This window comes from Pusillimonas noertemannii (assembly GCF_003096595.1).
Lineage (GTDB): Bacteria > Pseudomonadota > Gammaproteobacteria > Burkholderiales > Burkholderiaceae_B > Pusillimonas > Pusillimonas noertemannii.
In genome coordinates this window covers 1,456,217-1,467,833 of record NZ_QEKO01000001.1, presented here as the reverse complement: position 1 = coordinate 1,467,833, position 11,617 = coordinate 1,456,217, and the positions used below count along the sequence as shown (strand labels likewise).

Below are 11,617 nucleotides of genomic sequence, written 5' to 3'. Positions count from 1 at the left end.
GCATAAACCTCAACTTCTCGAACCGCCCGGTGCGGACCCGCATGCCGGGTGGTGTGGGAGGGGCGCAGCCTCAAGGCTGCCCCCTATCCCGATTTTTGCGGGGGCCCGCCGAGGGGCGCCCCAAAAATGATAGGGTGCGAGGGCAGCCCGGCGAAGCCGGGCCGAAGCTCTCCGGCGCCCAAAATACTTACCCCGCAGCGCGCCGGCTTAAGGACTCAAAGACAGCAATTCTGATCCGCAGCACGCTAAAACCCAAATTTAAGCCGCCCGTTTGGGAATCCGCAAGCAGCGGACTAAAATGGGATCTACGCTTATCCAATTTTGCATTGCCGGGCCAAGCCGCCGTGCGCGGCAGACTGATCGCATCGCATGCCTAGAACACCATGACCGAATTCCAACGCCCCGTCCTAGAACTGCCCGACTCCCGCAAGAAGGTGCTGCTGCACTCGTGCTGCGCGCCGTGCTCGGGTGAAGTCATGGAAGCCATGACAGCATCGGGCATCGATTATTCCATCTACTTCTACAACCCCAACATCCACCCCGACCGCGAATACGAAATCCGCAAGAACGAGAACATCCGTTTTGCCGAAGAGCACGGCATCGAATTCATCGACGCCGACTACGACCGCGACAATTGGTTCGAGCGCGTCAAGGGGCTCGAGAACGAGCCCGAGCGCGGCGCCCGCTGCACAGCCTGTTTCGACATGCGCTTCGAGCGCACCGCGCTTTACGCACACGAGCACGGCTTCGACACCATCACCAGCTCGCTGGGCATCTCGCGCTGGAAGGACATGAAGCAGATCAACGGCTGCGGCGAACGCGCCGCCGCCCGCTATCCCGAGCTGGCCTACTGGACATATAACTGGCGCAAGGGCGGCGGCTCGGCGCGCATGATCGAAATCAGCAAGCGCGAAGAGTTCTACCAGCAAGAATATTGCGGCTGCATCTATTCCCTGCGCGACACCAATCGTCACCGACGTGCCCAGGGACGCGAGGCCATCGAGATCGGCGTCAAGTTCTACGGCAAAGACGACTGAACTGCCGGCGCATTGCCCACCGCCTTGTTGATCATCACATAGCGCGTCGCCAGGCGCCCTTCACTAACCGCCAGGTCGCGGCGCGCTTGCAGATAAGCGCGCTGGCTGTCCAGCACCCCGATGAAATCGATCACGCCGCCGTCATAGCGCGCCTGGGCCAGCTCATAAGCCTCGCGGGCGCTGCGCTCGCGCATCGTCAACTGGCGCATCCGCTGCTGCTCGGCCGTATAGGCGCTGAGCGCGTCGTCTATTTCCTGCCACGCCTTCAGCACCGTCTGCTGATAATTCACCGCCGCCTCCTGCTGCTCGAGTTCGCGCAAGTGCACGACGCTTCGGCGCCGGCCCTGATCGAAAAGCGGCAGGCTGAAGCTGGGGGCGACCGACCAACTGCGGCTGCCCCAGTCCGCGAACTCTCCGCTCAGGTAAGACTCATAACCGAAGCGCGCCCCCAGGCGTATGCTGGGATAAAGCTCTGCCTGCGCGACGCCGATGCTCGCCGTGGCCTGGTGCAAACGCGCTTCCGCCGCACGGATGTCCGGCCGGCGCAATGCGGCCTCTGAAGGCAGGCCCAAAGAGAGGTCGGGCAATGGCGATTCTGGCGCCTGGCCCTCCTTCGGTTTCGATACAAGCAGTTCACGCAGCGCGCCGGGGGGTTCGCCCAGCAGGAGCGCAATCTGGTTGATGCCGGCGCCCTCCCTGGCCAGCAGGTCGGGTAGCTGCGCCTTGTTGGCTGCCACTTCGGTGCGCTGGCGCTCCAGGTCGAGATGGTCGACGACGCCGCCCCGCACCATGGCTTCAAGTATTCGCAAGCGCCCCTCCAGAGCGGACAAGTCTTCGCGCAGCAATCGAATCTGGCGCTGCGTGGTGCGCAATTCGATGTAGCTGCGCGCCAGCTCGCTGGCCACGCTCAGGCGGGCCAGGTCGTACAGCGCCGCTTGCTGGGCCACGCCGGCGTCGGCAGCCTCGATGGAACGACGCACGCGCCCCCACAGGTCGGGTTCCCACGAGGCATCAAAGCCGGCCTGGTAAAGCGTGAACGGTTCGCTCAGGAAATCCACCAAGGCCGAACGGTCGCCGCCGATGGCGTCGATCATGCGCACGCCGGCGCCATATTCGCTTTGGCGCTGGCGGCTGACAGCGCCGCTTGCGCCAATGTCGGGGCCGTGCTGCGCCGCGACCGTGCTGCGCTGTACGCGCGCTTGGGCAAAATGCAGCGCGGCGGTCTGCAGGTCGGGGCTCGCCTGCAAGGCCTCCTCCTGCAACTGGTCAAGCACGGGGTCGCCGAGTGCTCGCCACCATTCCGCCGGAAGCTTTCCTTCGCTGTCGACGCGCGCCCGAAGCGATTCATCCGCGCTGCTCCAGCTCGTCCAGTCGTCCGGAGCCGTGGGGCTGGGCCTGGCGAAATCGGGCCCCATCGTGCATCCGGCCAGGGTAAAGGTAAGGGCCAGCGCGCAGCCGGCCAGGCCGGCATGCGGAAGTGTTTTGCGGCAAGAAGGCAAACCAGGCATGGAAAATACCCCGACTCAGGAAAGACGATTGCGAAACAGCCAGGCCGCCGTGGGCAGCGTGACACAGGCCAGCACCAGCAAAGGAATGAAGTCGCGCCACACATCCCCCAGGGTGGCCCCCTCGAGATAGACGCGGCGCACAATGTTCATGCCAAAGCGCAAGGGATTGGCATAGGTGGCGATCTGCAGCGCCTCGGGCATGTTGCGCACCGGGGTCAGCAGGCCCGACAAGAGCATCAGCGGCATGATCAGCAAGAAGGTATAGAGCATGGCCTGCTGCATGGTGAGGGAAAGCGCCGAAATCGACAGCCCCATGCCCACGGCCGCCACAGTGAACGTCAACAGCCCCAGGTACATCAGCCACACCGAGCCCGCCATGGGTACCGCGAACCAGAACCTGATCACGAGAAAAATAATGGTCGACTGGATCAGGCCGATGAATATGGCCGGCAAGGCCTTGCCGACCAGTATCTGCATGGGGGTCAGCGGCGTGACCAGCAATTGGTCGAAAGTGCCTTGCTCTCGTTCACGGGCAACGGACAATGCGGCCAGCAGTAATGTCTGCAGCATGCTCAGGGCCGCGATCAGGCCGGTCATCAGGTTCCAGCGCGACTCCAGATTGGGGTTGAACCACACGCGCCGGTCGATGGCGATGCCCAAGCCGTCCGTGCCCATCGAAGCGCTGTAGTCGGCCACCACGGCGCCCACATAGCCCGAGGCGACACCCGCGGTCGTGGAATTGCGCCCATCGAAAATGACCTGCAATGAAGCCCGCTGCCCGGCGGCCAGCCGTTGTTCGAAATCCGGGGGAATGGCCAGCACCATCATGGCTCTCTGCTGGTCGATGACCTGGGCGATCTGCCGCGACGAAGTCAGCGTGGCCTCTCGCACGAACACCCCGGTGCCGTCCAGCCGCGCCAGCAGCTCGGTCGACGCCGCCCCGCGGCTCTGGTCCAGCACGGCATAGGGAACATGCCTGAGATCGTAGGTGGCGCCATAGCCGAACAACAGCGCCTGCACCAGCACGGGCATCAACAGGATGGCCCGGCTGGCGGGTTCCTTGATCAAGGCAAGCAGCTCCTTGCGGATCAGGGAGGCTATCTGTGCAAGCGGTGCAAGCAAGGCGTCCATCGGCTTCGGGTCCGTCAACACTAAGAAGGAAGTTTCTTGCGCAGCGTGCGCCGCGTAGCCCAGGCCAGCACCAGCGCATAGGCCGCCAGAATCGCCGTGCCACGCAGGATGTCGGGCCAATAATCGCCCGCCAGCAGCAGCGTCTTGATCAGGTTCATGAAATGCGTTGCCGGCAGCAACTGGCCGATAGCCTGTATCACCCAGGGCACGTTGCGCAGGTCGAACACAAAGCCCGAGAGCATCATGGCCGGCATGAAGCTGACCAGCAGCGCCACCTGGCTGGCCTGGAACTGGCTGCGCATCGTGCCTGAAACGAACAGGCCCAGCAGCAGCGAAACGGTGAGGTACAGCATCGAGACCAGGAAGATGATCAGCAGCGAGCCGCGCATCGGCACGTCAAACAGGAAGCGGGCGGCCAGCAGGCACATTGCCAGGTCGATCGCTCCGATGACGAGATACGGCGCCACCTTGGAAAGCACCAGCTCCATGGGCCTCAGCGGCGTGACGAAAAGCGCCTCGAGGGTGCCGCGCTCCCACTCGCGGGCGATCAGCAGCGAGGTCAGGAAAGCCCCGATCAGCGTCAGCACAAGCACGATCAGCCCCGGCACCAGATACCAGGTGCTGTCGCCCGCTTCGTTGAACCAGGTGCGCTCAAGCACATCGATGCCGGCGCCGGAAGGCGCCTTGCCGCCCTCTCTTTCATTGTGCCGCTGCGCCCACAGGCCGATGGCGCCTCGCACATAGCCCTCCACGATCGACGCGGTCGTGGAGTTGATGCCATTGAGCACCAGCTGGATGCGCGCCTGGCCCGAGGCCAGCTGCCGCGAGAAATCCGGGGGCAGGCGCACGATTCCGTCCACTTCCCCCGCGCGCATGCGCTCCTCCGCCTCGGCCATGCTGGCCGTCCACACGGGTGAAATATAGGGCGAGCCCTGTAGGCCGCGGACGACTTCCCGCGCGCTGGGTGAGCTGTCTTCCAGAACCACCGCGATGGGCGCGTCGTCGACGTCGAAAGACAGGCCGTAGCCGAACAGAAGGATCAAGGCGACGGGCAGGAGCAGGCCCACGGCCAGATTGCTTTTGTCGCGCAGCAGCTGCCGCACTTCCTTGCGCAGCAAGGCGGTGAACCGGCGCGCGAACCCGGATGCCGTCATGCGCCCGCCTCCGCCGGCGCCGGCCGGGTGCGGGCCCGCCCCTGCTCGACGATGGCGATGAAGGCGCTGTCCATGTCGATGCCGCTATCGCCCGCCAGCTCGCGCACCTCGCGCGGCGTGCCCAGCGCCAGCACGCGCCCGGCATCCTGGATGGCGATACGGTCGCAGTATTCCGCCTCTTCCATGAAGTGGGTCGTGATGATGATGGTGACGCCGGTTTGCGCCAGCGCGGTGATGGTGCGCCAGAAAGCGCGGCGGGCCAGGGGGTCGATGCCGCTGGTGGGCTCGTCCAGGAACAGGATCTCCGGCTCGTGCAGCAGGCCGGCGGCCATCGCCAGGCGCTGCTTGTAGCCGCCGGGCAGCAATCCGCTGGCGGCGGCGGGGTCCAGCTGGAACTGTTCGATCATCGCGTCCACACGCCGGCGAAGCGCATGGCGGCGCAGCCCGTAGGCGCCGCCGAAGAATTCCAGGTTCTCGCGCACCGTCAGCTCGCCGTACAGCGCGAACTTCTGCGAGACATAGCCGATGCGGCCGCGCGCCCGGGCGCGCGCCGTCCGCAGGTTCAGGCCCGCCACCTCGAGATGGCCGCTGGTGGCCGGAAGCAGCCCGCACAGCATGCGGAAGGTCGTCGTCTTGCCCGCTCCGTTGGGCCCCAGCAGGCCGAAGATCTCTCCTCGCGCCACCTCGAACGAGGTACTAGCCACCGCGGTGAAGTCGCCGAACTTGCGCACCAGGTCCCGCACCACGATGGCCAGCTGCTCCGCCCGCTCCGGCGCATTGGCCGCCACAGAGGGCCCGGGGGCGGGCGGCGGCGCGTCCTCCTGGGCTTGCTGCTGACGCAGCAGCATCATGAAGGCGTCCTCCAGCTCCTCGGGCCGCGGCTCATGGTGGACTCCGCCGAGCAGGCGCCGCAGTGCCTCGGGCTCTGCCCGCGGTTGGCGAATGAACCATACCGCGCCGCCCTTGGGCACGGCATCGACGACCTGCGCCCCGGCATCCAGCAGGCGGGCCTGCAGGTCGCGCGCCGGCGTGCCCGGGGGAGGCGTCGCCGCAAAAGTCAGGCCTCGGGCACGTTCACGCAGTGTTCCCGGATCGCCCTGGTCCAGCACCCGGCCTTCGTGCAACACGAACACCTGGGCGCACTGCGCGGCCTCGTCCATGTAGGCCGTGCTGACGATGACACTGAGGTTCTCGTCGTCCACCAACTGGCGCACGATCTTCCAGAGATCGCGCCGCGACAGCGGATCGACGCCCACGCTGGGTTCATCGAGCAGGAGAAGATCGGGCGAACGCACCAGCGTGCAGGCCAGGCCCAGCTTCTGCTTCATGCCGCCCGAGAGCTTGCCGGCCGGCCTCGCGGTGAACCGCGCCAGGTCCGTCATCTCGAGCATGCGCTTGAACCGCTGGCGGCGCTGGTCGAGCGGGACGCCGTGCAGGTCGGCGTAAAGATCCAGGTTCTCTTGCACGCTCAGGTCTTCGTAAAGACCGAAACGCTGCGGCATGTAGCTGATGCGATCCTGCACGGCCTGGGGATCGCGGCCCACGTCGATGCCCAATACGCGTAAGCTTCCGGCATCGGGTTCGAGCAGACCGGCCATCATGCGCAGCAGCGTCGTCTTGCCCGCGCCGTCCGGGCCCACCAGCGCCGTGAGTTCGCCCGCACGCGCTGTCAATGACACGTCGTTCACGGCGTCCAGCACGCCGCCCCCCGGCGCGCCGAAGGTCTTGCGCAGGCCCTCGGCGACGACCGTGGCCCCGTCGGCGTTCATTGCGCCTCGCCGGCTATCAGGTGGACCGTGGCCGGCTGTCCCAGCCGCAGCACATTGTCCGCATCCTCGACCACCACCCGTGCCTCGTAGACCAGGCTGGTGCGCTGCTGTTCCGTCTGGACCGTCTTGGGCGTGAACTCCGCCACCGACGAGATATAGCCCACCCTGCCCGCGATCGCCTCGCTAGGGCGCCCATCGGTAAAGACGCGTGCCTCCATGCCCGGCCGTATCCGGCCAAGGTCCGGTTCGGCGACATACACGCGTATCCATTTGGGCTGAATGAGGGCCAGGGCAAAGACGGGACGTTGCGGCGTGGCCATGTCGCCCGGCTCGAGCAGGCGCGAGCGCACCACCGCGTCGGCCGGCGCCTTCAGTTCGCCTTGCGCAATCTGATGCCGCAACAACGCCAGCTGGGCCCGTGCTGCTTCCGCCTGGGCCTGGGCGCCCGCCACCTCTTCGGCACGCGGTCCCAGCTCCATGAGATGCAGGGCTTCGCCTTGCTCGGCCACTCGCGCCTGGGCCACGCGCAAGGCGCTCCGGGCCCGGTCGAGGTCTTGCGCGCTGACGCCGCGGCCCTGCGTCTGGGCCGAGATGCCTTGCAAGCGCTTGAGATCCTGTTCGGCCTGCAAGGCTTCGGCCTGCGTCGCGGCCAGCCGGCTGCGGGCCTGCGCGAGCTCTTGCGGCCGCGCGCCGTTGCGCAGGCTCAGCAACGCTTGCTCTGTGGCCTCGAGCTGGGCCTGCGCCTGCTCGGCCTGCAATGCCAGCGTGCGGGTGTCCAGCACCGCCAGCACGCTGCCGGCCCGGACGGCGTCGCCCTCTTCCGCACGTACTTCGGTCACGCGGCCATTACCGTCGAAAGCCAGAGATATCTGCCTGATGTCCACATTGCCGTACAGCACCAATGCGCCCTCGTCCTCGTGCTGGTTCGAATGCCACCAGGCCCATGCCGCAAGCATCACGGCCAGAGCAACGACAACGAGAACAAGAGGCTTCTTCATGATCGGTATTCCAGGCGCAAGGAGGGTTGATCAGAGCGCGCGTGCCGAACCGGGTGCGGAACCGCGGGGCGGGTCTACCGGCGCAAAAGCCAGCTTATCGTAATTTTGAATCGAAGCGGAACCTGGTTTTTTCCAGCGGGTGAACTTTGTAAAGGAAGACAACAAAAAAAGCCGGCCTCCACAAAAAGAGGCCGGCCTTCGCCATAGCTGGCAGCGGCAATTACTGCAACGTACGCTCGAACACGAACTTGTCGTCGCGCCAGTCGACCGGCACGACATCCTTGGGCCCGAACTTGCCCTCGAGCAGAAGCCTGGCCACCGGGTTCTCGATATGCTGCTGTATGGCCCGCTTGAGCGGACGCGCGCCAAACACCGGATCGAAGCCCGCGCGGGCCAACTGGGCCAGCGCCGCGTCGGAAACTTCCAGGCGCATGTCCTGCTGGGCCAGGCGCTCGGCCAGACGCTGGATCTGGATGCGGGCGATGGACTCGATGTGCCTGGACTCCAGACCATGGAACACCACGACCTCGTCGATGCGGTTCAGGAACTCGGGCCGGAAGGCCGTTTTAAGCTCGTCCCAGATCACTTCCTTCACCACCTCGTAAGGCTGGCCGGCCATGCTCTGGATATGCTGCGAGCCCAGGTTGGATGTCATGACGATGACAGTGTTGCGGAAATCCACGGTGCGGCCCTGGCCGTCGGTAAGGCGGCCGTCGTCCAGCACCTGCAGCAATACGTTGAACACGTCGGGGTGGGCCTTCTCGACCTCGTCAAGCAAGATGACGCTGTACGGATTGCGCCGCACGGCTTCGGTCAGGTAGCCGCCCTCTTCGTAGCCCACATAGCCCGGAGGCGCGCCGATGAGACGGGCGACCGAATGCTTTTCCATGAACTCGCTCATGTCGATGCGTATCATGTGGTCGTCGGAATCGAACAGGAAGTTGGCCAGGGCCTTGGTAAGCTCGGTCTTGCCCACGCCGGTGGGCCCCAGGAACAGGAAGGAGCCATAGGGACGCGAAGGATCGGACAGGCCCGCGCGCGAGCGCCGAATGGCGTCGGACACCAGCGTAACCGCTTCGTCCTGGCCCACGACCCGCTTGTGCAGGAACTCTTCCATGCCCAGCAGTTTCTCGCGTTCGCCCTGCATCATCTTGGACACCGGAATGCCGGTGGCGCGCGACACGACCTCGGCGATTTCTTCGGCGCCGACTTCGGTGCGCAGCAGGCGCGGCTCGTCGGCCTTGTGCTCTTCCTTGCCGGCCTCGGCGGCCGCCAGGCGCCCTTCGAGCTCGGGCAGCTTGCCATACTGAAGCTCGGCCAGCTTGTCGAACTGGCCCTTGCGCTGCAGCTCGGCCATTTCGGCGCGCACGCGCTCGATCTCTTCCTTGATCGACTGCGAACCCTGAACCGCGGCCTTCTCGGCCTTCCAGATTTCTTCGTAGTCGTTGTACTCGCGCTGCAGCTTCTCGAGCTCGGCGTCGATGGCCTGCAGCCGGCGCACCGAGGCTTCGTCGCTGTCTTTCTTGACCGCCTCGCGCTCGATCTTGAGCTGGATGATGCGGCGGTCGAGCTTGTCCATGACCTCGGGCTTGGAGTCGATCTCCATGCGGATGCGGGCGCCGGCCTCGTCGATCAGGTCGATGGCCTTGTCGGGCAGGAAGCGGTCGGTGATGTAGCGGTTGGACAGTTCGGCCGCCGCCACGATGGCCGGGTCGGTGATGGCCACGCCGTGGTGAAGCTCGTAGCGCTCTTGCAGGCCGCGCAGGATGGCGATGGTGGACTCGACGTCGGGCTCGTTGACCAGCACTTTCTGGAAGCGGCGCTCGAGCGCGGCGTCCTTTTCGATATACTTGCGGTATTCATCGAGCGTGGTGGCGCCGATGCAGTGCAGCTCGCCGCGCGACAATGCCGGCTTGAGCATGTTGCCGGCGTCCATGGCGCCTTCGGCCTTGCCCGCACCGACCATGGTGTGCAGCTCGTCGATGAACACGATGATGCCGCCTTCGTCTTGCGCCAGCTCTTTCAGCACGGCCTTGAGGCGTTCTTCGAACTCGCCCCGGTATTTGGCGCCGGCCAGCAAGGCCGCCAGGTCGAGCGACAGCACCCGCTTGCCCTTGAGGGTTTCAGGCACCTCGTTGTTGACGATGCGCTGGGCCAGGCCTTCGACGATCGCCGTCTTGCCCACGCCGGGCTCGCCGATGAGCACGGGGTTGTTCTTCGTGCGGCGCTGCAGTATCTGGATGGTGCGGCGGATTTCGTCGTCGCGGCCGATGACGGGATCGAGCTTGCCGCGGCGTGCGCGCTCGGTCAGGTCGGTGGTGTACTTGGCCAGCGCCTCGCGGTTGGCCTCGCCCTCGGCGTCCGACACCGATTCGCCCCCGCGCATGGCGTCGATGGCGACCTCGAGCGGCTTGCGCTGCAGGCCGGCGTCGCGCAGGATGCGCCCGGCCTCGCCCTTGTCGTCGACCAGGGCCAGCAGGAACAATTCGCTGGCAATATAGGTGTCGCCCCGGTTCGAGGCCTCTTTGTCGGTGCGCGTCAGCACCGACTGCAGCTCGCGGCTGACCTGTATATTGCCCTCGGAGCCCTGCACCTGCGGCAAGGCCCCGATGGCCGTGTTGATATCGGAAACGACGCGGTTTACCGCCACCCCGGCGCGCGCCAGCAGGCTGCCCGCCCCGCTGTCGTTGTCGGAAAGCAAAGCGGCCAGTACGTGCACCGGCTCGATGTAGGGGTTGTCGTTACGCACAGCCAGGCTCTGCGCATCGGCGATGGCCTGCTGGAATTTAGTCGTTAATTTGTCGAATCGCATAATCGCTCAGCTCGTAGAAAGTAGTTGGGCCTGGGCCCACGATGATGACTAGATGCGGTCTTTGACGAAAATTTCAAGATGCGAAATGCCGGCGCGGGGGGGCGCGGTCCCGGCCCGGACCCGGCGTTGGCGGCATGAAACGTGCCCGCCCCAGGGCCGCCGGCGCCTCATCCATACTTTACACTCAGAATTCCGTTTCCACCTTTATCAGGACGAAGCACTCTCAATGGGCAAATTCAGACAGTTGGAAAGCTTTGTTTCCGTCGCCACCCTGGGCAGCCTTTCAGCAGCCGCCAGGGCCGAAGGCGTCGCGCCGGCCATGATGGCGCGCAGGATGAATGCCCTGGAGGCCCGGCTGGGCATCAAGCTGATGGTGCGCTCCACAAGGCGGCTTTCACTGACGGCCGAGGGCATGCTGCTGTTCAACGAGGCCCAGCGCATTTTGCGCGAACTGGCCGACGCCGAAAACCGCGTGGCTCAGGGCAGCGAACAGCCCAGCGGCCACCTGCGCATCAGTGCGCCCGCCGGCTTTGGCCGGCGCCACGTGGCGCCCCTGCTGCCCGAGTTCCTGAAGAACCATCCCAAGGTCACCGTCACCCTCGACCTGACCGACCGCCTCGTCAACCTGATCGAAGAGCGCTATGACTTCGCCATCCGCATCGGCGACCTGGACGACTCCAGCATCATCGGCGTTCGCCTGGCGGACAATCGCCGGGTGGTGGTGGCCGCCCCCTCGTATCTGGCCCTGCACGGCGCGCCACGCACGCCCGACGACCTGGCCCGCCACAATTGCCTGGCCTTCGGCGACCAGGGCAACAACCAGTCCAGGGGCTGGCTGCTGCGCCATGCCGACGGCCAGGTCAAGCCCGTGCGCGTAAAGGGCAATATGTCCTGCAGCGACGGCTCCGTGCTGCACGACTGGACCCTCCAGGGCCATGGGCTGGCCTGGCGTTCGCTCTGGGAGGTGCGCGAAGACCTGGCCACCGGCCGGCTGGTCAGCGTGCTGGACGAGCACGCCGCGCCCCCCAACGGCATTTTTGCCATGCTGCCCGAGCGCAAGCACCTTCCCCTGAGGGTGCGCGCCATGGTCGATCTGCTGCGCGCGACCTATGCCCAGGAAACCTATTGGGCCACCCACTAGGGGGCCGAATGCCCCCCGCAAACCTAGTACAATGGGGGTCCGGGCCGTAACAAGAAAAACACGACTC

At 65.6% G+C, this 11,617-nt stretch carries 8 protein-coding genes and 1 pseudogene; 2 read left to right on the top strand and 7 right to left on the bottom strand.

Annotation, left to right across the window (positions count from 1 at the left end; genetic code table 11):
- Nucleotides 1-383 precede the first annotated feature (383 nt).
- On the top strand, nucleotides 384-1,037 hold the full coding sequence (locus C7440_RS07080) for an epoxyqueuosine reductase QueH (RefSeq protein WP_116517928.1): 654 nt from the start codon (nucleotides 384-386) through the stop codon (nucleotides 1,035-1,037).
- On the opposite strand, the gene C7440_RS07075 is transcribed toward C7440_RS07080, so the two are convergent.
- The 7 genes and pseudogenes from C7440_RS07075 to clpB all read right to left on the bottom strand — a co-directional run bounded on the left by C7440_RS07075 (nucleotide 1,019) and on the right by clpB (nucleotide 10,409).
- Nucleotides 1,019-2,545 (bottom strand): efflux transporter outer membrane subunit, encoded by a 1,527-nt coding sequence (locus tag C7440_RS07075; RefSeq protein ID WP_116517927.1) that lies wholly within the window; start codon nucleotides 2,543-2,545, stop codon nucleotides 1,019-1,021. The two genes, C7440_RS07080 and C7440_RS07075, sit on opposite strands and share 19 nt — an antisense overlap.
- Before the next feature lie 15 nt (nucleotides 2,546-2,560).
- Nucleotides 2,561-3,676: an ABC transporter permease gene (locus C7440_RS07070; protein ID WP_116517926.1), complete on the bottom strand. Its 1,116-nt coding sequence runs from the start codon at nucleotides 3,674-3,676 to the stop codon at nucleotides 2,561-2,563.
- Nucleotides 3,677-3,696: 20 nt separating this feature from the next.
- The gene (locus C7440_RS07065; RefSeq protein WP_116517925.1) at nucleotides 3,697-4,830 is read right to left on the bottom strand and encodes an ABC transporter permease; all 1,134 of its coding nucleotides are present in this window, start codon (nucleotides 4,828-4,830) and stop codon (nucleotides 3,697-3,699) included.
- Complete coding sequence (locus tag C7440_RS20295) at nucleotides 4,827-5,678, bottom strand: ABC transporter ATP-binding protein (protein ID WP_423814295.1); 852 nt, start codon at nucleotides 5,676-5,678, stop codon at nucleotides 4,827-4,829. The genes C7440_RS07065 and C7440_RS20295 overlap by 4 nt, the downstream gene beginning before the upstream one ends.
- A gap of 420 nt (nucleotides 5,679-6,098) precedes the next feature.
- A pseudogene (locus tag C7440_RS20290) lies at nucleotides 6,099-6,506 on the bottom strand (ABC transporter ATP-binding protein); the annotation flags it as partial.
- An 89-nt stretch (nucleotides 6,507-6,595) separates the two neighbouring features.
- Nucleotides 6,596-7,597, bottom strand: a complete 1,002-nt coding sequence (locus tag C7440_RS07055; RefSeq protein WP_116517923.1) for an HlyD family secretion protein — start codon at nucleotides 7,595-7,597, stop codon at nucleotides 6,596-6,598.
- A gap of 220 nt (nucleotides 7,598-7,817) precedes the next feature.
- Nucleotides 7,818-10,409, bottom strand: coding sequence for an ATP-dependent chaperone ClpB (gene clpB / locus C7440_RS07050; RefSeq protein WP_116517922.1), 2,592 nt, complete (start codon nucleotides 10,407-10,409; stop codon nucleotides 7,818-7,820).
- A 226-nt stretch (nucleotides 10,410-10,635) separates the two neighbouring features.
- Between clpB and C7440_RS07045 the strand changes: the two genes are divergently transcribed.
- Nucleotides 10,636-11,550 carry a LysR family transcriptional regulator gene (locus C7440_RS07045; RefSeq protein WP_116517921.1) on the top strand — a complete coding sequence of 305 codons (915 nt, stop codon included), beginning with the start codon at nucleotides 10,636-10,638 and terminating at the stop codon, nucleotides 11,548-11,550.
- The last annotated feature ends 67 nt before the right edge of the window (nucleotides 11,551-11,617 follow it).

What these genes read in the sequence shown, in the direction of transcription:
- C7440_RS07080 (WP_116517928.1), top strand. Translation starts at nt 384, where the DNA reads ATGACCGAATTCCAACGCCCCGTCCTAGAACTGCCCGACTCCCGCAAG.
- C7440_RS07075 (WP_116517927.1), bottom strand. Translation starts at nt 2,545, where the DNA reads ATGCCTGGTTTGCCTTCTTGCCGCAAAACACTTCCGCATGCCGGCCTG.
- C7440_RS07070 (WP_116517926.1), bottom strand. Translation starts at nt 3,676, where the DNA reads ATGGACGCCTTGCTTGCACCGCTTGCACAGATAGCCTCCCTGATCCGC.
- C7440_RS07065 (WP_116517925.1), bottom strand. Translation starts at nt 4,830, where the DNA reads ATGACGGCATCCGGGTTCGCGCGCCGGTTCACCGCCTTGCTGCGCAAG.
- C7440_RS20295 (WP_423814295.1), bottom strand. Translation starts at nt 5,678, where the DNA reads ATGCTGCTGCGTCAGCAGCAAGCCCAGGAGGACGCGCCGCCGCCCGCC.
- C7440_RS07055 (WP_116517923.1), bottom strand. Translation starts at nt 7,597, where the DNA reads ATGAAGAAGCCTCTTGTTCTCGTTGTCGTTGCTCTGGCCGTGATGCTT.
- clpB (WP_116517922.1), bottom strand. Translation starts at nt 10,409, where the DNA reads ATGCGATTCGACAAATTAACGACTAAATTCCAGCAGGCCATCGCCGAT.
- C7440_RS07045 (WP_116517921.1), top strand. Translation starts at nt 10,636, where the DNA reads ATGGGCAAATTCAGACAGTTGGAAAGCTTTGTTTCCGTCGCCACCCTG.